Here is a 21,469-nt window from a genome sequence, read left to right as displayed (position 1 = left end):
GGATTTGATCTATGACAGCACCATGAGGCCCCCAAGCCCCTTAGAGGAGCAGGGAATTCTCACCATGCGGACGTTCACCGAAGTCGCCAAACGCCCGATCTGTCCGAACTCCCACCAGGCATTCTTGGCCTTGGCATAACAAGACAGTCACATCCTCCTTTCTCCGCTCCCCGCACTCGCCACCTCGGCCTAGAGTCACGGCCAGTCACCGCGCCACAGTGCGCAACCCCCAGCACGGCCGTGGAAATCCCAGTGCGGCCCGGCGACCTATCGGCACCTCGACAACGAGGGGGCCGCGCCAGGGAAAGGAAGAAACGTGCGACACCGTTCTCTGCTCGTCCTCACCACCGTGATCACCACGGGAGCACTGACCCTCACCGCTTGCGGATCGCGCGACGAGGCGAAGACCGGCGACAAGGCCGACGGTTCCAAGACCGTCGTCGTCATCGGCGTGGACGCCCCCCTCACCGGCTCGCTCTCGGCCCTCGGCCAGGGCATCAAGAACTCCGTCGACCTCGCGGCGAAGACGGCCAACAAGACCAACGAGGTCCCCGGCATCGAGTTCAAGGTCGAGGGCCTCGACGACCAGGCCGTCCCCGCCTCCGGCCAGGCCAACGCCACCAAGCTCGTCGGCAACAAGGACGTCATCGGCGTCGTCGGCCCGCTCAACTCCGGCGTCTCCCAGTCCATGCAGGGCGTCTTCGCCGCCGCCAACCTGGCCCAGGTCTCCCCCGCCAACACCAACCCCTCGCTCAGCCAGGGCGACAACTGGGGCAAGGGCGAGCCCAAGCGCCCCTTCAAGACCTACTTCCGCACCGCCGCCACCGACGTGGTCCAGGGCAAGTTCGCCGCCCAGTACCTCTTCAAGGACGCCGGCAAGAAGAAGGTCTTCGTCGTCGACGACAAGCAGACCTACGGCGCCGGCCTCGCCGCGATCTTCTCCGACGAGTTCAAGAAGCTCGGCGGCGAGGTCGTCGGCACCGACCACGTCACCGTGAAGGAGACCGACTTCTCCTCCACCGCCGACAAGGTCAAGGCCTCCGGCGCCGACTCCGTCTACTTCGGCGGCCAGTACCCCGAGGGCGGCCTCCTCGCCGACCAGATCAAGAAGACCGGCGCCAACATCCCGCTCATGGGCGGCGACGGCATCCAGGACCCCGCCTTCATCACCGCCTCCGGCGAGGCCAACGAGGGCGACCTCTCCACCTCGATCGGCTACCCCGTCGAGAAGCTCGACACCGCCAAGAAGTTCATCGAGGACTACAAGGCCGGCGGCTACAAGGACCCCTACGCGGCCTACGGCGGCTACTCCTACGACGCCGGCTGGGCCGTCATCCAGGCCGTCAAGGCCGTCGTCAGCGCCAACAACGGCAAGCTCCCCTCCGACGCCCGCGCCAAGGTCGTCGAGGCCCTCGGCAAGGTCTCGTTCAACGGCGTCACCGGCAAGGTCGCCTTCGACGAGTTCGGCGACACCACCAACAAGCAGCTCACGGTCTACAAGGTCGAGGGCGGCAAGTGGATCGACGTCAAGAGCGACACCTTCAACCAGTAGTCGCCCAGCACCACCCGAAAACCCAGGCCCCCACGGCCTGAACCTCTCCACATGAACCACGCCGCGCGAGGGCGCAAACAGCGCCCTCGCGCGGACTCACATCCGACACGCACATCGGAGGCCCTGCGGTGCACGAACTGCCGCAACAGCTGGCCAACGGCCTTGCCCTCGGTGCCCTTTATGGCCTCATAGCCATCGGGTACACCATGGTCTACGGCATCGTCCAGCTCATCAACTTCGCCCACGGCGAGATCTTCATGATCGGCGGCTTCGGCGCCGTCTCCACCTACGCCGTTCTCCCGAGCGGGACCTCCCTGTTGGTGGCGATTCCGCTCATGATCATCGGTGGCGCGATCGCCTCCGTAGCCGTCGCCACCGCGGCGGAACGCTTCGCGTACCGCCCCCTGCGCAACGCCCCCCGACTGGCCCCGCTCATCACCGCGATCGGCCTCTCCATCGTCCTTCAGCAGCTCGTCTGGGGCTTCTACCCCGACGCCAAGAAGGCCGTCAGCTTCCCCGAGTTCACCGGCGAAGCCTTCAAGATCACCTCGAGCCTCTCCATCCAGCGCGCCGACGCCTTCGTCCTCGTCCTGGCCCCCCTGTGCATGCTCGCCCTCGGCGCATTCGTCCAGAAGAGCCGCAGCGGCCGCGCCATGCAGGCCACCGCGCAGGACCCCGACACCGCGAAGCTGATGGGCATCAACACCGACCGCATCATCGTCATGGCCTTCGCCATCGGTGCCGCGTTCGCCGCCGTCGCCGCCGTCGCCTACGGCCTCGACAAGGGCCAGATCAACTTCGAGATGGGCTTCATCCTCGGCCTCAAGGCCTTCACCGCAGCGGTCCTCGGCGGCATCGGCAACATCTACGGCGCCATGGTCGGCGGTGTCGTCCTCGGCCTCGCCGAAGCCCTCTCCATCGCCTACATCGAAGACATCCCCGGCATGCAGCAGCTCGGCGGCGGAGCCTGGTCCAACGTCTGGGCCTTCGTACTCCTCATCGTCGTCCTCCTGGTGCGGCCGCAAGGCCTCCTCGGACAGCGCGTCGCGGATAGGGCGTGACCACCATGACCAACGAAGCCACCCTCCCGCTCGACGCCGAAGCCTCCGGTGCCACCTCCCGCACCGCGCTGCTCTACGCGGTCATCGGCGGCAGCCTCCTCGCCGTCGTCAGTACCTTCCTCGCCTGGACCTGGACCACCGAGTTCCCCGGCAACCTCACCATCAACGGCAACCCCGCCCAGCTCCAGCTCCTCACCCTGGTCGGCGCCGTCCTCACCGCCCTGCACGCGCTCTCCGCCCTCGGCATCAAGGGCCTCGGCTGGCTCACCCCCGCCGGCTCGCGCAAGGCGATCTGGATCCTCTCCCTCGGCACCTTCGCGACCACCCTCTACACGGTCCTCGCCATCGCCTGGGTCCTCGGCGGATTCGTCCACCTCGAACCCGGCGCCTACGTCGCCCTCGTCGGCAGCCTCGTCCCGGCCCTCGCCGCGCACAAGCTCCCCGACGACACCCGCAAGGCCGCCCCCGCGAAGAAGCTGTCCTCCTGGGCCGAAATCCTGATCATCGTCGCCGTCTTCGCCGTCGGCCTCTACGTGGTCACCTTCGGCATCGGCACCGACGACAAGGAACCGCAGCTCTTCACCGCGTACCTGATCCTCGTCGCCTTCGCCTCCTTCGGCCTCATGAAGTCCGGGCTCACCCAGCGACTCTCCGAGATCACCGCGAACAACCGCCAGATCACGGTCATCGCCGCCTTCGCCGCAGCCGTCGCCTTCCCCTTCACCCAGCAGAGCGGCGACACCTACACGCTGATCGCGGTCAACATCCTGATCTTCGCGACCGTCGCCCTCGGCCTCAACGTCGTCGTCGGCCTCGCCGGCCTCCTCGACCTCGGCTACGTCGCCTTCCTCGGCGTCGGCGCCTACACCGCCGCCCTGGTCTCCGGAAGCGCTTCCTCCGCCTTCCACGTGCAGTTCCCCTTCTGGGCCGCCGTCCTCACCGGCGCCGTCGCCTCGCTGGTCTTCGGCGTCATCATCGGCGCCCCGACCCTGCGCCTGCGCGGCGACTACCTCGCCATCGTCACCCTCGGCTTCGGAGAGATCTTCCGCATCGCCATGGGCAACCTCGACGGCGTCTCCGGCCCCCAGATCACCAACGGCCCCAACGGCATCACCAACATCCCCGACCTCAACATCCTCGGGTGGAACTTCGCCGAACCCCTCTCCATCGGCGGCCTCACCGTCGGCGCCTACGCCAACTACTACCTGCTGATGCTGCTGGTCATGGTCGTCGTCGTCCTGGTCTTCAGCCGCGCCGGCAACAGCCGCATCGGCCGCGCCTGGGTCGCCATCCGCGAGGACGAGACCGCCGCCACCGCCATGGGCATCAACGGCTTCCGCGTCAAGCTCATCGCCTTCGCCCTCGGCGCCACCCTCGCCGGCCTCGCCGGCACCGTGCAGGCCCACGTCCAGCACACCGTCGTCCCCGAGATGTACCAGTTCGCCGGCCCCGTGCCCCCGAACTCGGCCTTCCTCCTCGCCGCCGTCATCCTCGGCGGCATGGGAACCATCCGCGGCCCCATCCTCGGCGCCGCACTCCTCTTCCTGATCCCGGCCAAGCTGTCCTTCCTCCAGGACTACCAGCTCCTCGGCTTCGGCATCGCCCTCATCATCCTGATGCGCTTCCGCCCCGAAGGCCTCATCGCCAACAAGCGCGCGCAGCTGGAGTACCACGACGACACCGCTGACCAGGCCCCCGCGGACCTGGCCACCGCCAAGGCGGGTGCGTAACAGCCATGACCACCACCACCGACACCACCACCGCGCCCGCCGCCGCCCCGGCCGGCGAGACCGTCCTCGAAGCCAAGGGCGTCACCATGCGCTTCGGCGGCCTCACCGCCGTCAAGGGCGTCGACCTCCAGGTCAACTCCGGCGAGATCGTCGGCCTCATCGGCCCCAACGGCGCCGGCAAGACCACCTTCTTCAACTGCCTCACCGGCCTGTACGTCCCCACCGAGGGCACCGTCAGCTACAAGGGCACCGTCCTGCCGCCCAAGCCCCACCTCGTCACCACGGCAGGCATCGCCCGCACCTTCCAGAACATCCGCCTCTTCTCCAACATGACGGTCCTGGAGAACGTCCTCGTCGGACGCCACACCCGGACCAAGGAAGGCCTCTGGTCGGCCCTCCTGCGCCTGCCCGGCTTCAAGAAGGCCGAAGCCGCCTCCGAGGCCCGCGCCATGGAACTCCTCGAGTTCATCGGCCTGGAGCACAAGGCCCAGCACCTGGCGAAGAACCTCCCCTACGGCGAGCAGCGCAAGCTCGAGATCGCCCGCGCCCTCGCCAGCGACCCCGGCCTCCTGCTCCTCGACGAGCCCACCGCCGGCATGAACCCGCAGGAAACCCGCGCTGCCGAAGAACTCATCTTCGCCATCCGCGACATGGGCATCGCCGTCCTCGTCATCGAGCACGACATGCGCTTCATCTTCAACCTCTGCGACCGCGTCGCCTGCCTCGTCCAGGGCGAGAAGCTCATCGAGGGCACCGCAGCCGAGGTCCAGGGCGACGAGCGCGTCATCGCCGCCTACCTCGGCGAGCCCTTCGAGGGCGACCCGGGCGCCGCCGAGGTCGCCGAGGTCGAGGCCGCCGAACAGCACGCCGCAGCCGAGGCCGCCCCGGCCGCGGAGGCGGAGGCCGAGCCGGCTGCCGAGGCCGAAGCGGAGACCGAAGCGGAGGCCGAGCCGGCTGCCGAGGCCGAAGCGGAGACCGAGGCCGAAGCGGAGGCGGAGGCGGACACGTCGGACACCACCGACACCGCAACCGAAGCCGAGACCGAGGCCGCAACCGACGCGGACACGGACAGCACCACCGGCACCACCAGCACCACCAGCACGGACGGAGAGGCCAAGTGACCGCACTGCTCAAGGTCGAAGACCTCAAGGTCGCCTACGGCAAGATCGAAGCCGTCAAGGGAATCTCCTTCGAAGTCAACCAAGGCGAAATCGTCTGCCTCGTCGGCACCAACGGCGCCGGCAAGACGACCACCCTGCGCACCCTCTCGGGGCTCATCAAGCCCCGCTCGGGCAGCGTCACCTTCGACGGACAGCCCCTGGCCTCCGTCCCCGCCCACAAGATCGTCTCCCTGGGCCTCGCCCACTCCCCCGAGGGACGCCACATCTTCCCCCGGCTGACGATCGCCGAAAACCTCCAGCTCGGCGCCTTCCTGCGCACCGACAAGGAGGGCATCGAAAAGGACATCCAGCGCGCCTACGAGATGTTCCCCATCCTGGGCGAACGCCGCAAGCAGGCCGCCGGCACCCTCTCGGGCGGTGAGCAGCAGATGCTCGCCATGGGCCGGGCCCTCATGTCCCAGCCCAAGCTGCTCATGCTGGACGAGCCCTCCATGGGCCTCTCCCCGCTGATGATGCAGAAGATCATGTCCACGATCTCCGAGCTCAAGTCCACGGGCATGACCATCCTGCTCGTCGAGCAGAACGCCCAGGCCGCGCTCTCCCTGGCCGACCAGGCCCACGTGATGGAGATCGGCAAGATCGTGCTCTCCGGCACCGGCCAGGACCTCCTCCACAACGAGGACGTCCGCAAGGCCTACCTCGGCGAGGACTGACCCTCCCGAACGCCACGAGGCCCGCCACCGAACCCGGTGGCGGGCCTCACTGCGTTTCGGGCGCCGGGGGAAACTACCCCTTGGCGGCGTTCTTCTTCTCCTCGGCGTCCTCGATGACCGCCTCGGCGACCTGCTGCATCGACATGCGGCGGTCCATCGACGTCTTCTGGATCCAGCGGAACGCAGCCGGCTCCGTCAGCCCGTACTGCGTCTGCAGGATGCTCTTGGCCCGGTCCACCAGCTTGCGCGTCTCCAGGCGCTGCGAGAGGTCCGCGACCTCCTTCTCCAGCGCCCGCAGCTCCGCGAACCGGGACACGGCCATCTCGATGGCCGGCACGACGTCGCTCTTGCTGAACGGCTTCACCAGGTACGCCATGGCCCCGGCGTCCCGGGCCCGCTCGACCAGGTCGCGCTGCGAGAACGCGGTGAGCATCAGCACCGGGGCGATGGACTCCTCCGCGATCTTCTCGGCCGCGGAGATCCCGTCGAGCACGGGCATCTTCACGTCCAGGATCACCAGGTCGGGCCGGTGCTCGCGGGCCAGCTCGACGGCGGTCTGCCCGTCCCCGGCCTCGCCGACCACGGAGTAGCCCTCCTCCTCGAGCATCTCTTTGAGGTCGAGACGGATGAGCGCCTCGTCCTCGGCGATGACGACGCGGGTCGTCAGCGGCGGAACGTGCGACTGGTCGGCGTCGGGCATGGGCGTCGACTCGTGCTCGGCGGTCACGGATGCTCCTCGGTGCAAGGCGGTTAAGCTCCCACGAGACTACCTAGCTCCTGTATGTTTGTGACACGGAGGGTCTTAGGTATCCTTCGTTTCGAAGGGGCCCCGGTAGCCCAGCGGTAGAGGCCATGGATTCAAAACCCATACAGCGTCGGTTCGAATCCGACCCGGGGTACTTCTCCTTCGCTTTCAAGGTCACGTGAAATTTGCGTGACCTTCCCTCGTTTCGGGGAACGGCAGCGAAATGCCAGCGCCTGCACCACCCATATGCGTCATTGTCGCGCACATGTACGACATGGCCACTCGTCGCCGGGCACTCGCACTCGTCGCCCAGGGGCGCAGCCTGAACTCGGTGAGCACCGAAACCGGCATATCCCGATCCGCTCTCCGCGCCTGGCAAACCCGCATCGAACCGCTTCCCCGCCTGACAAGAGCCGCCACGTGCTCCGGCCCCGCCGACCCTGCCGCCTACGCCTACCTGCTGGGCCTTTATCTGGGTGACGGCTGCATCAGCCCCCATCCGCGCGGCGGCCATCACCTCCGCATCGCGTGCGCGGACGCCTGGCCAGGGCTGATCGAACAATGCCGCACAGCCATGCTGGCCGTGCGCCCGGACGCCCCGGTCTATCTGCTGCAGCGGACCGGCTGCGTGGCCGTCACCAGCTATGGGCGTCACTGGATCTGCCTGTTCCCGCAGCACGGCCCCGGCAAGAAGCACGAGCGGACCATCCGGCTGGAGCCCTGGCAGCAGGCCTTGGTCGAGGCCCACCCATGGGAGTTCGTGCGGGGTCTGATCCACTCCGACGGCTGCCGCGTCACGAACTGGACCACGCGGGTGGTCGGCGGGACCCCTCGCCGGTACGAGTACCCGCGCTACTTCTTCACCAACAAGTCAGCCGACATCACCTCCCTGCTCACCGCCACCCTGGACCGCCTCGGCGTGGCCTGGCGGCAGGCCAATCGCCAGAACATCTCCATCGCCCGCAAGGAATCTGTCGCACACATGGACCTTCACATCGGACCGAAGTACTAGAGCCGGGTGGCGAGCGGGAAAGCGGACGCCCTCATTCGCATGAATGTTCGGCATTTGCTACCCAGAGATACCGACCATGGCACACGGTGATGACATGGAGCAGCACAATCCTTCCGTGCGGGAATCCGCACTTCTTCTGTTACGCGGCGGCATGGGGAACGCCGAGGTCGCCGAGCGGCTCGGGGTGCCGCGCGGCACCGTGGGCTGGTGGCGGCACGAGGACCGCAAGCGTCGGGGTGAGACGTACGTGCGGCCCACGGACTGTCCCGTGTGCACCGGCCGCGCCTTCGACCGCGCCGCGTACGCCTACCTGCTGGGCCTCTACCTCGGCGACGGCCACATCATCTCCAAGTACAAGCAGCACCACCTCTCCGTCTTCTGCGGAACGGCGTGGCCCGGCCTCATCGATGCCGCCGAGGAGGCCATGCGCCGCGTGATGCCCATGCCGAGGGTGAGCCGGAGGCAGCGCGGCGGCTGCGTGGAGGTCAAGTCGTACACGCAGCACTGGACATGCCTGTTCCCTCAGCACGGGCCGGGCAAGAAGAACGAGCGGCGGATCGTGCTGGAGGGATGGCAGCAGGAGGTCGTGGACGCGCACCCCTGGGAGTTCATCCGGGGGCTCATACATTCCGACGGCTGCCGCACCACGAACTGGACCGTCCGCAACGGCAAGCGGTACGAGTACCCGCGGTACTTCTTCACCAACACGTCCGAGGACATCCGGCGGCTCTGTACCGACACGCTGACCAAGGTGGGGGTGCGGTGGACGGTGTTGGCTCGGGGTGGGGAGCCGTACAACGTGTCCGTCGCGCGGAAGGGGTGCGTGGCCCTCATGGACCTTCATGTCGGGGCGAAGCACTGACTTGATCCTCACGCGGCGTCAGGATGCATGGTGGATCCATGAACGCATCCATCTCCTGGAGAGTGGGGCCGCTCGCTGCGGCCTCCGGTCTGACCGTCCGCACGCTGCACCATTGGGACGCCATAGGTCTGCTCAGTCCGTCCCGGCGCACCGCGGGCGGGCATCGGGAGTATTCCGAGGGGGATCTGGTGCGGCTGTACCAGGTGCTGGCGCTGCGCGGCCTGGGGTTGGGTCTGGAGTCGATTTCCGTCTGCCTCGACAGGGGGGTGGATCCGGTGCGGCTAGTTCGTGATCACCTGGCGAGCGTCGAGGCTTCCCTTGCCGCGCTCGGGGTGTTGCGGGATCGGCTGGTGGGGCTGGGCGAGCGGTTGTCGGCCGGCCAGGCTCCGAGTGCGGATGCGCTGGTCGAGGCGTTGCGGGCGATCGGTGGTGCCGGTCCGGAGCGGGAGGACGTGCTGCGTCGGCATCTGGATCCCGATCAGGTGGGGGTTTTGCGGGCTCGGGCGGCCGGGTTGGGGGATGCGGCGCACTACCTGATGGAGGTGGAGTGGCCCGAGCTGTACCGGCGGGTGGACCGGCTGCGGGTGGCCGGGGCTCCTGCCGCGGATCCGGCGGTGCGGCGGCTGGTGGCCCGTATGGATGAGCTGAGCGTGTTGTTCACGGGCGGGGATGCCGGTATCGCGGCCGGTGTGCGGGGTGCTTGGCAGGAGGATCCGGCTGCGATGTCCGGGGAGCCGGTCAGTGCCGAGGCTGGTGAGTGGCGGGAGCTGGCCGCGTATGTGGATCTCGTTCGCCGGAGTGCGGGGGCCTGAGGGCCCGGTTTGTCCTTTCCACTGTTGTCCGATGGGTTTGAGGAGTTGTGCTGTGAGTCGTCGTGTCCGGGTGCGGATCGCCTTCCTTTCGGCAGTGCCCACTTTCCTGGCTGTTCTGGTGTGTTGCTTTCTGGCCGTGCTCGGTGCGATGCCGGACGGGGTGTTCGTCGCTCTGCCGGTTGCGGTGGTGGTGCATGCGGCCGTGACGTTCGTGCGGTTGGGGCCGGCGCGGTCGCTGGTGTGAGCTCAGGGTCAGGGGCGGGCGTAGGAGCCGAGGCCGACCAGGCAGTAGACGTATTCGTTGATGGGGACGCCGTTGCGGGTGTAGCTGTGGGAGAAGGCGTACTGGGTGTCCGGGTTGGTGTTGCAGCGGTTCATGTCCTTGGTGAAGGAGAAGCGCTGGATGACGCGGTAGTGGGCGTCCGAGGCGGAGCAGGGGACTTCCTTCACGCCGGTGACGCGGGTGGCGGTGGTGGAGTCGGGGAGGCTGCCGTTGAGGCAGGTGCCCTCGTCGTAGGGGCTGGGTTCGGGGGCTGCGGTGGTGGGGTCGAGGTTGAGGTTCAGGGAGGGGAGCGGGGCTGGTGAGTAGGAGAAGGTGGGGACGGCGATGGGGCGCTTGTGGTCGTCGTCGTCGTTGTTGCTGAGGGCGACGATGCCGGCGATGACTGCGATGGCTATGGCCAAGCCGAGGAGGCATCCGAGGGGGTTGGTCTTCGCGGGGGTCTGGGCGGGGGCGCCGGCGATCTGGACGCGGAGGAGGACTTCGCGGTCGCCGATGCGGGCGCGGACGAGGTCGCCGTTGCGGGCGGGCGGGATGCGGAGGGTGGCGGTGGTGCCGTCGGGAAGGGGGACGGTGATCACGACGCCGGTGGCCGCTTGTTGCGGCGTGAGGGATATGGGGGTTTCCCGGGAGTCCTGCGGTCCTTGAGGTCCCTGGCCCTGCGCTTCGTGCGACGACACCGGCTGCTCCAAGTGGGGTGGGGGGGGTGCGGGTGTTGCGTTGTCGGCTCCCTGGATTGTGCCGTGGGGCGAGGTGGTGACGCAGGTATTCCGGTCCGGTGCACGACGGCGCCCCCGGCCGGTGTGCGGTCCGGGCGGGGGCGGTGTGGGGCGGTGTGGGGCGGCCGGCTAGCGGACCGCGTCGCCGATGTGGTGGACGCGGACGAGGTTGGTGGAGCCGGTGACTCCGGGCGGGGAGCCGGCGGTGATGACGACGACGTCGCCGCGTACGCAGCGGCCGATCCGCAGGAGTTCCTCCTCGACCTGGGCGACCATCGCGTCGGTGGAGTCGACGTGGGGTCCGAGGAAGGTTTCCACGCCCCAGGTGAGGTTGAGCTGGGAGCGGGTGGCGGGGTCGGGGGTGAAGGCGAGGAGGGGGATGGGTGAGCGGTAGCGGGAGAGTCGGCGGACGGTGTCGCCGCTCTGGGTGAAGGCGACGAGGAATTTGGCGCCGAGGAAGTCGCCCATTTCGGCGGCTGCGCGGGCGACGGCTCCGCCCTGGGTGCGGGGTTTGCTGCGTTCGGTGAGCGGGGGGAGGCCCTTGGCGAGGATGTCCTCTTCGGCGGCTTCGACGATGCGGGACATGGTTTTGACGGTGTCGACGGGGTATTTGCCGACGCTGGTTTCGCCGGAGAGCATGACGGCGTCGGTGCCGTCGATGACGGCGTTGGCGACGTCGGAGGCTTCGGCGCGGGTGGGGCGGGAGTTTTCGATCATCGAGTCGAGCATCTGCGTGGCGACGATGACCGGTTTGGCGTTGCGCTTGGCGAGTTTGATGGCGCGCTTTTGGACGATGGGGACCTGTTCGAGGGGCATTTCGACGCCGAGGTCGCCGCGGGCGACCATGATGCCGTCGAATGCGGCGACGATTTCGTCGATGTTCTCGACGGCCTGGGGCTTTTCGACCTTTGCGATGACGGGGAGGCGGCGGCCTTCCTCGTCCATGATGCGGTGGACGTCCTCGATGTCGCGGCCGCTTCGGACGAAGGAGAGGGCGATGACGTCGGCACCGGTGCGCAGGGCCCAGCGGAGGTCGTCGATGTCCTTGTCGGAGAGGGCGGGGACGGAGACGGCGACTCCGGGGAGGTTGAGTCCCTTGTGGTCGGAGACCATGCCGCCTTCGATGACGCGGGTGTGGACGCGGGGGCCGTCGACGGCGGTGACTTCGAGGCTGACGCGGCCGTCGTCGACGAGGATGCGTTCGCCGGTGGTGACGTCGGCGGCGAGTCCCTTGTAGGTGGTGCCGCAGGTGTGGCGGTCGCCTTGGACGTCTTCGACGGTGATGGTGAAGGTGTCGCCGCGTTCAAGGAGTACGGGGCCTTCGGTGAAGCGGCCGAGGCGGATCTTCGGGCCTTGAAGGTCGGCGAGGATGCCGACGCTGCGGCCGGTCTCGTCGGAGGCCTTGCGTACGCGCTGGTAGCGCTCCTCGTGTTCGGCGTAGGTGCCGTGGCTGAGGTTGAGGCGGGCGATGTCCATTCCGGCTTCGACCAGGGCTTTGATCTGGTCGTATGAGTCGGTGGCGGGGCCCAGGGTACATACGATTTTTGCTCGGCGCATGGGGCGAGCGTATGCCCCTACTGTTGGGTAGGTAATTGGTTCCGGGTGACCACTCAACAACCTTTGGGCAAAAGGTTGTTGACAATTGTTGAATGTGCGCGGGGGTGCTCTGATGAGCACCCCCGCGGGTGTTTCAGAGCTGCGGCGGCGTCATCGTGAAGCGGGCGTTGACCTGGGCGAAAACGGTCTGCCGCTGCGGTTCGAGGTCGAGGGGCGGGGCGGCGGATTCCGCGTCGCCGGCGAAGGCCATGGAGCGCATGCCGGTGCCGGCGGACCGTGCGGCGTAGGGGGTGGCGTTCTCGGCGCCGACGTCGGCGAGCTCGACGAGGGCGGCGAGTTCGGCGCCGAGGGCGGCGGCGTACTCGCGGGCGCGCTGGACGGCTTCGAGGACGGCCTGGCGGCGGGCCTCGCCGTGGGCGGGCGAGGTGGGGCGCAGGGCCCACCAGGGGCCGTCGACGCTGGTGAGTTCGAGGTCGGCGAGGCGGGTGGTGAGTTCGCCGAGGGCGGTGAAGTCGCTGAGTTCGGCGGTGACGTGAACGCGGCCGTGGTAGGCGCGGATGCGTTCGGCGCGGCCGTGGCGGGTGAGTTCGGGGGTGATGGAGAAGGCGCCGGTTTCGAGCTTCTCGACGGCTTCGCCGTAGCTCTTGACGAGTTCGAGGACGGTGGTGTTGCGGCGGGTGAGGTCTTCGAGGGCGGTGCGCCGGTCGGTGCCGCGGGCGCTGACGGTGATGCCGATGCGGGCGATCTCGGGTTCGACTTCGAGCCGGGCCTCGCCGCGGACGGCGACGCGGGGGACCTCGGGGGTGCCGTAGGGCTGGTGGGGTGCGTCCTGGGTGGTCATGGATTCACTGTCGCACTGCCGTGCGCTGCGGTGTGGTCATCGTTTCGAAACCTGGCGGGGGTGTTGCCGCTTGTTACCCATCAGTCAGAATCTACGCGCGTTGTAACGGGCTTCAACAGGGGAGATGTACATGGCGTTCGACCGCAGGACGTTTCTGGGCACCACGGCGGCCACCGGCGCGGCCGTGGCTCTGGCGGGGGCCGCGGCCACCCCGGCCGCGGCGGCTGATGCACCTGCCGCTTCTGCTTCCGGCACCGGTTCCAAGGCGCCGCGGACGTACGCGTTCACGGTGATGGGGACGACCGATCTGCACGGGAACGTCTTCAACTGGGACTACTTCACGGACAAGGAGTTCGACGACAAGGCACACAACGACGTCGGCCTGGCGAAGATCTCGACGTTGGTGGAGCGGGTGCGCGCGGAGAAGGGGCGCTGCAACACCCTCCTGATCGATGCGGGTGACACCATCCAGGGCACGCAGCTGTCGTACTACTACGCGAAGGTCGACCCGATCACGGCGCGGCGCGGTCCGGTGCACCCGATGGCGCAGGCGATGAACGCGATCGGCTACGACGCGGCGGCGCTCGGGAACCACGAGTTCAACTACGGCATCCCGGTGCTGCGCAAGTTCCAGGAGCAGTGCCGCTTCCCGCTGCTGGGCGCGAATGCGCTGGATGCGAAGACGCTGCAGCCGGCGTTCCCTCCGTACAGCATGCACCGGCTGCGCACGCCGCACGGGCGGGACGTGAAGGTGGCGGTGCTGGGGCTGACGAACCCGGGCATCGCGATCTGGGACAAGGCGAACGTCCAGGGGAAGATGACGTTCCCGGGGTTGGAGGAGCAGGCGGCGAAGTACGTGCCGCGGCTGCGGTCGATGGGCGCGGACGTGGTGATCGTGTCGGCGCACTCGGGGTCGAGCGGCACGTCGTCGTACGGTGACCAGCTGCCGTACATCGAGAACGCGGCGGGTCTGGTGGCGGAGCAGGTGCCGGGGATCGACGCGATCCTGGTGGGGCACGCGCACACGGAGATCCCGGAGTACCGGGTGAAGAACAAGGCGACCGGCAAGGACGTGGTGCTGTCGGAGCCGCTGAAGTGGGGGCAGCGGCTGACGCTGTTCGACTTCGAGCTGACGTGGGAGAAGGGCCGCTGGTCGGTGGCGAAGGTGGCGGCGCGGGTGCTGAACTCCAACACGGTCGACGAGGACCCGAAGATCGTGCGGCTGCTGTCGGACGAGCACCGCAAGGTGGTGGCGTACGTCAACCAGGTGATCGGCACCTCCACGCAGGCGATGTCGTCGGCGGACGGGCCGGTGAAGGACGTCGCGATCATCGATCTGATCAACCACGTGCAGGCGGAGACGGTGAAGGGGGCGCTGGCCGGTACGGAGTGGGCGGCGCTGCCGGTGCTGTCGCAGGCGTCGTGCTTTTCGCGGACGGCGGTGATTCCGGCGGGGCAGGTGACGATCAAGGATGCGGCGGGCCTGTACCCGTTCGAGAACACGCTGGAGGCGCGGCTGCTGACGGGTGCGCAGCTGAAGGACTACCTGGAGTACTCGGCGAAGTACTTCGTGCAGACGGCTCCGGGTGAGGTGGTGGATCCGGCGAAGATCACGAACGCGGAGGCGACTCCGGACTACAACTACGACGCGGTGTACGGGCTGTCGTACGACATCGACATCGCGCAGCCGAAGGGTTCGCGGATCTCGGGGCTGTCGTTCCAGGGCAAGCCGGTGGATCCGGCGGCGCGGTTCGTGCTGGCGGTGAACAACTACCGGGCGTCGGGCGGCGGGGCGTTCCCGCACGTGCCGCAGGCGAAGCAGCTGTGGGCGAACTCGGACGAGATCCGCAACACGATCATCCAGTGGGTGAAGGCGAAGGGGACGGTCGACCCGGCGCAGTTCGCGTCGGTGGACTGGCGTCTGACGCGGGCCGGCGTGCCGGTGTTCTAGTCGGTTCGCGGTGCGAGGGGGCGGGGTCCGCTGGGGCGGGCCCCGCCCTCGTGCGTTGCGGGGGGGTCCGGGGTGTTCAGGGGTGGTCGACGAGGGGGCGGAGTTCGACGGTGGGGCGGGGGCGGGCGGGTTGGCGGTGGTCGAGGCCGAAGGTGGTGAAGGAGGTGCGGGTGGGTTCGGGGTAGGGGTTCTTGGCGGTGAGGGTGTTGAGGATGGCGGCGCTGCGCCAGGCGGCGAGCCCGAGGTCGGGGGCGCCGACGCCGTGGGTGTGGCGTTCGCCGTTCTGGACGAAGATGCTGCCGCTGACGCTGGGGTCGAGGACCATGCGGTGGCGTTCGTCGATGCGGGGGCGGCCGGAGGAGTCCCTGCGCACGTACGGGTCGAGGCCGGCGAGGAGCTGGGTGAGGGGGCGTTCGCGGTAGCCGGTGGCGAGGACGACGGCGTCGGTGGTGAGGCGGGAGCGGGCGCTCTGCTCGGCGTGTTCGAGGTGGAGTTCGACCTTGGTGGTGGCGACCCGGCCGGCGGTGCGGACGGTGACGCCGGGGGTGAGGACGGCGTCGGGCCAGCCTCCGTGGAGGGTCCGGGCGTAGAGCTCGTGGTGGATGGCGGCGATGGTGTCGGCGTCGATGCCCTTGTGGAGCTGCCATTGGGCGGGGATGAGCCGGTCGCGGACGGCCTCGGGCAGGGAGTGGAAGTAGCGGGTGTAGTCGGGGGTGAAGTGCTCGAGGCCGAGCTTGCTGTACTCCATGGGGGCGAAGGAGGGGGTGCGGGCGAGCCAGGTGAGGCGTTCGCGGCCGGCGGGGCGGGCGCGCAGGAGGTCGAGGAAGATCTCCGCGCCGGACTGGCCGGATCCGATGACGGTGACGTGGTCGGCGCCGACGATGCGGGCGCGGTGGTCGAGGTAGTCGGCGGAGTGGATGACGGGGACGGTGGGGGCCTCGACGAGGGGGCGCAGGGGTTCGGGCACGTACGGGGCGGTGCCGATGCCGAGGACGAGGTGGCGGGTGTGGGTGCGGCCGAGGGCTTCGGCTTCGCCGCCGGGGTCGAGCTGGGTGAAGTCGACTTCGAAGAGGTCGTGTTCGTGGTTCCAGCGGACGGCGTCGACCTGGTGGCCGAAGTGGAGTCCGGGGAGGCGGTCGGCGACCCAGCGGCAGTAGGCGTCGTACTCGGCGCGCTGGATGTGGAACTGCTGGGCGAAGTAGAAGGGGTAGAGGCGTTCCTTGTCCTTGAGGTAGTTGAGGAAGCTCCAGGGGCTGGCGGGGTCGGCGAGGGTGACGAGGTCGGCGAGGAAGGGGACCTGGAGGGTGGTGCCCTCGATGAGGAGCCCGGGGTGCCAGCGGAACGTGCGGCGTTCGTCGTAGAAGGCGGTGTCGAGTTCGCCTGCGCCCTGGGCGGGCAGGCCGTGGGCGAGGGCGGCGAGGGAGAGGTTGAAGGGGCCGATGCCGATTCCGACGAGGTCGTGGGGTGCATCGAGGGGCGCGGTCATCGGCGGTTGCTGCCTTCCAGGAGGGTGACGAGGGTGTCCAGGTCCTGAGGGGTGGTGTGGGGGTTGAGGAGCGTGGCCTTGAGCCAGAGGCGGCCGTCGGCGGTGGCGCGGCCGAGGACGGCGCGGCCGGCGTGCAGGAGGGTGCGGCGCAGGTCGGCGAGGGTCTTGTCGTCGGCGTGGGTGGGGCGGAAGAGGACGGTGGTGAGGGTGGGTGGGGCGTGCAGTTCGAAGTCGGGGTGGGCGTCGAGGCGGGCGGCGAGGTGGTGGGCGAGGTCGCAGGTGCGGTCGATGAGGTGGGCGAGGCCGTCGCGGCCGAGGGCGCGCAGGGTGACGGCGATCTTGAAGGCGTCGGGGCGGCGGGTGGTGCGCAGGGAGCGGCCGAGGAGGTCGGGGAGGCCCGCTTCGGTGTCGTCGGCGGGGTTGAGGTAGTCGGCCCGGTGGGCGAGGGGGGCCAGCAGGCGGGTGTCGGGGACGGCGAGGAGGCCTGCGGCGACGGGCTGCCAGCCGAGTTTGTGCAGGTCGATGGTGAGGGAGTGGGCGCGGTGGAGGCCGGCCAGGCGGGGGCGGTGGCGGGGGCTGAGGGCGAGGAGGCCGCCGTAGGCGGCGTCGATGTGGAGGTCGGCGCCGTGGGCTGAGCAGACGTCGGCGATGGCGTCGAGGGGGTCGATGAGGCCGGCGTCGGTGGTGCCGGCGGTGGCGGTGACGAGGGCGGGGCCGGGGGTGGCGGCGAGGGCGTCGGCGAGGCGGGCGGGGTCGAGGACGCCGGCGGGGGTGGGCAGGGCGGTGGCGGCGGGCAGTCCGAGGAGCCAGGCGGCGCGGGGGACGGAGTGGTGGGCGTTCTCGCCGTGCAGGACGGTGAGGGCGGGGCCGTGGCGTTCGCGGGCGAGGAGGACGGCGAGCTGGTTGGCTTCGGTGCCGCCGGTGGTGACGACGGCGTCGGGGGTGGCGGCGGCGGGGTAGAACTCGGCGGCCAGGGCGCGGGTGACGAGGGTTTCGATCGCCGAGGCGGCGGGGGCCTGGTCCCAGGAGTCGAGCGAGGGGTTGAGGGCGCTCGCGGCGAGGTCGGCGGCGGTGGCGACGGCGAGGGGCGGGCCGTGCAGGTGGGCTGCGCACAGCGGCTCGGCGGGGTCGGCGGCGCCTTCGGCGAGGGCGTGGACGAGGGTGCGCAGGGCGTCCTGTGCGCCGGTGCCGTGGGCGGGGAGTACGTCGCCGAGCGCGGCGGCGACGCGGGCGGTGACGGCGTCGGGGCCGCCGGCGGGGAGCGGGCCGCCGCGGGCGCGGGCGCCGGTGGCGAGGGCGTCGAGGACGGTGTCGAGGAGGGGGCGCAGGGCGTCGGCGCCGGTGTGGCCGCCGGCGAGCGGGGCCGTGGGCGGGGCTGTGGGCCGGGGTGGGGGCGGGGGTCCGGGCGGCGCGGTCATGGTGTCCTCGGGGTGGGTCGGTGGCGGGGGCCGGCCCTGTTGTGCGGGGCACCTGGCGGGGGGGTGTGGTTGGCCGCGGTGGCGGCCCGGGCACCCGCCGGGTACAACGATCCGCCCCGAATGGGGTAACCGCCTCCGGGGTTGTCGTCCGGGGGTGTCGGGGGGCGCGGCGTGCGGTGGTTCCGCTGCGCGGAGCCGTTTCCCCTCCCCGCCCCTTCTCCCCCAGCTACCGCTGGGAGGTGCCCCCAGAAACCGTGGCCTGCGGCCCCGGCCCCCGCTGCGGAGCTGCGCCCCGCACCCCGCCTGGGGCTCCGCCCCAGACCCCGCGCCTCAAACGCCGGCGGGGCTGATTTCAGCCCGCGCGGCGTTTGAGCGCACCGGGCGCGAAGCGCCCGGAAACGGTCCGGGCGGAGCCCGGTTTCGGGAAGGGGCGGGGAGGGGAACGGCTCCGCGCAGCGGCAGCCAGGCGGCGCCAGGCGGCGCCAGGGGTCGGCCGGGTCAGGCCGTGGTGGGGTGGTTCGGGGTGCGGATGCGGAGGGCGCGGGCGAGGTCGTCCAGCTGGTCGACGAGTCCGCGGCGGAGCCGCGGGGTCAGGTCGGGGTCGGCGAGGCAGGCCCGGCCCGCTTCGAGGTGCCCGGGATCGATGGCGTGCACGGGGAACGCGTGGCGCGCCGCGGCTTCGGCGATGGCCGGCCCGCGCCGGGTGGCGAGGGCGGTGGCCTCGGGGTAGAAGCGGGGCACGTAGTCCCGTACGAGGTCGGCCTGTTCGGGCTGCCAGAAGCCCTGGGCGGTGGCGGTGAACAGGTAGTTGGAGAGGCTGTCGTCGTGGAACAGGCGGGTCCAGGCGGCGGCCTTGGCCTCGGCGGTGGGCAGGGCGGCGCGGCAGCGGGCGGCGCCTTCCTCGCCGGTGGCGCTGGGGTCGGCGGCCAGGGCGGCGTCGATGTCGCTCTCGCCGACGGCGCCGAGCGCGCTGAGCCGGGCGAGGATGCGCCAGCGCAGCTCGGGGTCGAGTTCGGGGCCGCCGGGGACGGTGTCCTCGTCGAGCCAGGCGGTGAGGGTGTCGGGCTGGGTGGCGCTGTCGATGAGGGCGCGTACGGCGGCGAGCCGCATGCCGGGGTCGGTGCCGTCCTCGGTGCGGCGCAGCAGGGCGCGGGCGGTGGCGGTGAGGGCGGTGAGGGCGGCGGTGCGCTCGTCGGGGGCGAGGTAGCGGTCGGCGATGTGGCGGCGGGCGAAGGCGAGGACGCCTTGGACGATGGCGAGGTCGGGCTCGTCGGGGAGGTGGGCCTCGGCGGTGGCGAGGTAGGCGGCGGGTTCGAGTTCGCCGTCGCGGACCATGTCGCGCAGGGAGTTCCAGACGACGGCGCGGGTGAGCGGGTCGGGGATGGCGGACAGGTTGCGCAGGGCGGTTTCGACGGAGGTGTCGTCGAGGCGGACCTTGGCGTAGCCGAGGTCTCCGTCGTTGAGGACGAGGAGGGCGGGGCGGGGGCCGTCGGCGGAGAGGACCTCGTCGGAGGGGACGTCGAGGGTGAGGGGGCCGCGCGCGGCGAGGGTGCCGTCGGGGTCGCGGTCGTAGAGGCCGACGGCGATGTGGTGGGGGCGGGTGCCGTGGTGGTCGACGGTGAGGGTCCAGCCGCCGTGGCTCTCCTCGATGCGGGGGGTGAGGGTGTCGATGCCGGTGGTGCGCAGCCAGGCGTCGGCCCAGGCGTGGACGTCGCGGTCGGTGTGGGCGGCGAGGGAGTCGACGAAGTCGGCGAGGGAGGCGTTGGCGAACTTGTGGCGTTCGAAGTGGGTGTTGATGCCGGCGAGGAAGTCCTTCTCGCCGAGCCAGGCGACGAGCTGGCGCAGGGCGGAGGCGCCCTTGGCGTAGGAGATGCCGTCGAAGTTGAGCAGGGCGCTGTCGGTGTCGGGGACGGCGTCGGCGTCGGGGGCGACGGGGTGGGTGGAGGGGCGCTGGTCGGCGTCGTATCCCCAAGGCTTGCGCTCCATGCCGAATTCGGTCCAGGTGCCGGTGAAGCGGGTGGCTTCGGCGAGGGTCTGGTAGCCCATGTACTCGGCGAAGGACTCGTTGAGCCAGATGTCGTCCCACCAGCGGAGGGTGACGAGGTCGCCGAACCACATGTGGGCCATCTCGTGGGCGATGACCATGCCGCGGCGCTGGCGTTCGGAGTCGGTGACGGCGGAGCGGAAGACGAACTCGTCGCGGAAGGTGACCAGGCCCGGGTTCTCCATGGCGCCGGCGTTGAACTCGGGGACGAAGGCCTGGTCGTAGGAGTCGAAGGGGTAGGGCTCGGTGAACTTCTCGTGGTAGCGGTCGTAGCAGGCTGTGGTGATCGAGAGGATTTCCTCGGCGTCGGCGTCGAGGTGGGGGGCGAGGGACTTGCGGCAGTGGATGCCGAAGGGGAGGCCGGCGTGCTCGGTGCGGATGCTGTGCCAGGGGCCTGCGGCGACGGCGGCGAGGTAGGTGGAGATGACGGGGGTGGGGGACGAGGTCCAGATGCCGGCGCCGTCGCCGTCGCGGGTGCCGGTGCGCCGGGTGATGCCGTTGGCGAGGACGGTCCAGTGGGCGGGGGCGGTGACGGTGAAGGTGAAGACGGCCTTGAGGTCGGGCTGGTCGAAGGCGGCGAAGACGCGCTGGATGTCGTCCATGAACATCTGGGTGTAGACGTACGTTTCGCCGTCCGCGGGGTCGGTGAAGCGGTGCAGGCCTTCGCCGGTGCGGGAGTAGCGCATGCGGGTGTCGACGCGCAGTTCGTGGGGGCCCTCGGTGAGGCCGGTGAGGGCCAGGCGGTTGCCGGTGAGGGCGGCCGGGTCGAGGGGCCGGCCGTCGAGGTGGGCGGAGCGCAGTTCGTCCGGTTTCAGCTCCACGAAGGTGTCGCCGGCGGTGCGGGCGGCGAACCGGATGACGGTGGTGGAGTCGAAGGTGTCGTCGCCGCCGGTGAGGTCGAGGGTGACCGTGTACCGGTGGACGTCGAGGAGCCGGGCTCGGGTGTGCGCTTCGTTGCGCGTCAGTGCGGACATGGGGCCCATGCTGCCCGAAGGGCGGGCCGGGCCCTCGGGTCTTCCTAGTCTTCGTCTTCGCGCGCAGCGATCGTCTCGTGGTGCCTGATCACTTCGGCGATGATGAAGTTCAGGAGCTTCTCGGCGAAGGCCGGGTCGAGCTTGGCGTTCTCGGCGAGCTGGCGCAGGCGGGCGATCTGGCTGGCCTCGCGGTTGGGGTCGGCGGGGGGCAGGTGGTGCTTGGCCTTGAGGTGGCCGACCTGCTGGGTGCACTTGAAGCGTTCGGCGAGCATGTGGACCACGGCGGCGTCGATGTTGTCGATGCTGTCGCGCAGGCGGGCGAGCTCTGCGGTGACGTTCTCGTCGGGCGCGTCGGGGTGGCTGTTGTTCATGGTGGTTGAGCTTACGTGGCAGGCGGGGGCGGGTGTGGGGGCAGTCGTCCAGTGAGACGGCATGGACGTTTTCCGGCCGCGGCAGCCGGGGCCGCGGCAGCCCGGGCCGGGGTGCGGGCCGGGCAACCCGGGGCGCGGGGGTGGCGTCCTTCCGGGTGGCGGCGGATGCTTCGCCGTGGAGCGCCGCGCGACGTGCCCGTCGAGGTCGGAGGTGGTGATC

General features: G+C 70.0%; 18 protein-coding genes and 1 tRNA gene. 11 read left to right on the top strand and 8 right to left on the bottom strand.

The features are described 5' to 3' along the window. The first annotated feature begins 316 nt into the window (after positions 1-316). From ABZ924_RS01200 to ABZ924_RS01180, 5 genes are all read left to right on the top strand, one after another. The gene (locus ABZ924_RS01200) at positions 317-1,552 is read left to right on the top strand and encodes a branched-chain amino acid ABC transporter substrate-binding protein (protein WP_361902039.1); all 1,236 of its coding nucleotides are present in this window, start codon (positions 317-319) and stop codon (positions 1,550-1,552) included. Between the two features lie 128 nt (positions 1,553-1,680). Beyond that, positions 1,681-2,613, top strand: coding sequence for a branched-chain amino acid ABC transporter permease (locus tag ABZ924_RS01195; RefSeq protein ID WP_361902036.1), 933 nt, complete (start codon positions 1,681-1,683; stop codon positions 2,611-2,613). Positions 2,614-2,618: 5 nt separating this feature from the next. Continuing rightward, positions 2,619-4,343, top strand: a complete 1,725-nt coding sequence (locus ABZ924_RS01190; RefSeq protein ID WP_361902380.1) for a branched-chain amino acid ABC transporter permease — start codon at positions 2,619-2,621, stop codon at positions 4,341-4,343. 5 nt (positions 4,344-4,348) lie between these two features. Continuing rightward, positions 4,349-5,464, top strand: coding sequence for an ABC transporter ATP-binding protein (locus ABZ924_RS01185; RefSeq protein WP_361902033.1), 1,116 nt, complete (start codon positions 4,349-4,351; stop codon positions 5,462-5,464). Next, complete coding sequence (locus ABZ924_RS01180; protein WP_361902030.1) at positions 5,461-6,177, top strand: ABC transporter ATP-binding protein; 717 nt, start codon at positions 5,461-5,463, stop codon at positions 6,175-6,177. Before ABZ924_RS01185 ends, ABZ924_RS01180 begins: the two co-directional genes overlap by 4 nt. A 73-nt stretch (positions 6,178-6,250) precedes the next feature. Here ABZ924_RS01180 and ABZ924_RS01175 read toward each other — a convergent pair whose 3' ends face one another. Further along, complete coding sequence (locus ABZ924_RS01175) at positions 6,251-6,877, bottom strand: response regulator (RefSeq protein ID WP_361902377.1); 627 nt, start codon at positions 6,875-6,877, stop codon at positions 6,251-6,253. 126 nt (positions 6,878-7,003) lie between these two features. Here ABZ924_RS01175 and ABZ924_RS01170 point away from each other — a divergent pair. The 5 genes from ABZ924_RS01170 to ABZ924_RS01150 all read left to right on the top strand — a co-directional run bounded on the left by ABZ924_RS01170 (position 7,004) and on the right by ABZ924_RS01150 (position 9,852). Then, a tRNA-Leu gene (locus ABZ924_RS01170) sits at positions 7,004-7,076 on the top strand. Positions 7,077-7,187: 111 nt separating this feature from the next. Continuing rightward, positions 7,188-7,934: a transcriptional regulator gene (locus ABZ924_RS01165; protein WP_361902027.1), complete on the top strand. Its 747-nt coding sequence runs from the start codon at positions 7,188-7,190 to the stop codon at positions 7,932-7,934. Between the two features lie 94 nt (positions 7,935-8,028). After that, entirely contained in the window at positions 8,029-8,796 is a 768-nt protein-coding gene (locus ABZ924_RS01160) for a helix-turn-helix domain-containing protein (RefSeq protein ID WP_361902024.1), read from the top strand. Positions 8,797-8,834: 38 nt separating this feature from the next. Then, positions 8,835-9,608, top strand: coding sequence for a MerR family transcriptional regulator (locus ABZ924_RS01155; protein ID WP_361902021.1), 774 nt, complete (start codon positions 8,835-8,837; stop codon positions 9,606-9,608). Between the two features lie 52 nt (positions 9,609-9,660). Beyond that, positions 9,661-9,852, top strand: coding sequence for a hypothetical protein (locus tag ABZ924_RS01150; protein WP_361902018.1), 192 nt, complete (start codon positions 9,661-9,663; stop codon positions 9,850-9,852). Between the two features lie 8 nt (positions 9,853-9,860). Here ABZ924_RS01150 and ABZ924_RS01145 read toward each other — a convergent pair whose 3' ends face one another. The 3 genes from ABZ924_RS01145 to ABZ924_RS01135 form a co-directional block, all read right to left on the bottom strand. After that, positions 9,861-10,568 (bottom strand): hypothetical protein, encoded by a 708-nt coding sequence (locus ABZ924_RS01145; protein WP_361902015.1) that lies wholly within the window; start codon positions 10,566-10,568, stop codon positions 9,861-9,863. A 168-nt stretch (positions 10,569-10,736) separates the two neighbouring features. After that, entirely contained in the window at positions 10,737-12,164 is a 1,428-nt protein-coding gene (gene pyk / locus ABZ924_RS01140) for a pyruvate kinase (protein WP_361902012.1), read from the bottom strand. 133 nt (positions 12,165-12,297) lie between these two features. Continuing rightward, positions 12,298-13,005, bottom strand: a complete 708-nt coding sequence (locus tag ABZ924_RS01135; protein WP_361902009.1) for an SIMPL domain-containing protein — start codon at positions 13,003-13,005, stop codon at positions 12,298-12,300. Positions 13,006-13,135: 130 nt separating this feature from the next. On the opposite strand from ABZ924_RS01135, the gene ABZ924_RS01130 reads away from it, so the two are divergent. After that, positions 13,136-14,956 (top strand): 5'-nucleotidase C-terminal domain-containing protein, encoded by a 1,821-nt coding sequence (locus tag ABZ924_RS01130; protein WP_361902006.1) that lies wholly within the window; start codon positions 13,136-13,138, stop codon positions 14,954-14,956. Between the two features lie 76 nt (positions 14,957-15,032). Here ABZ924_RS01130 and ABZ924_RS01125 read toward each other — a convergent pair whose 3' ends face one another. The 4 genes from ABZ924_RS01125 to ABZ924_RS01110 all read right to left on the bottom strand — a co-directional run bounded on the left by ABZ924_RS01125 (position 15,033) and on the right by ABZ924_RS01110 (position 21,249). Next, complete coding sequence (locus ABZ924_RS01125) at positions 15,033-16,442, bottom strand: SidA/IucD/PvdA family monooxygenase (RefSeq protein ID WP_361902003.1); 1,410 nt, start codon at positions 16,440-16,442, stop codon at positions 15,033-15,035. Then, positions 16,439-17,860 (bottom strand): aminotransferase class V-fold PLP-dependent enzyme, encoded by a 1,422-nt coding sequence (locus ABZ924_RS01120; RefSeq protein ID WP_361902001.1) that lies wholly within the window; start codon positions 17,858-17,860, stop codon positions 16,439-16,441. Before ABZ924_RS01120 ends, ABZ924_RS01125 begins: the two co-directional genes overlap by 4 nt. A 498-nt stretch (positions 17,861-18,358) precedes the next feature. After that, positions 18,359-20,878 carry an aminopeptidase N gene (pepN, locus tag ABZ924_RS01115; protein WP_361901999.1) on the bottom strand — a complete coding sequence of 840 codons (2,520 nt, stop codon included), beginning with the start codon at positions 20,876-20,878 and terminating at the stop codon, positions 18,359-18,361. 44 nt (positions 20,879-20,922) lie between these two features. After that, the gene (locus ABZ924_RS01110; protein WP_361901996.1) at positions 20,923-21,249 is read right to left on the bottom strand and encodes a chorismate mutase; all 327 of its coding nucleotides are present in this window, start codon (positions 21,247-21,249) and stop codon (positions 20,923-20,925) included. Positions 21,250-21,469: the final 220 nt, after the last annotated feature.

Origin of the sequence: Streptomyces sp. NPDC046876, assembly GCF_040645035.1 — a bacterium.
GTDB lineage: Bacteria > Actinomycetota > Actinomycetes > Streptomycetales > Streptomycetaceae > Streptomyces.
This window is presented reverse-complemented; position numbering and strand designations above follow the sequence as displayed.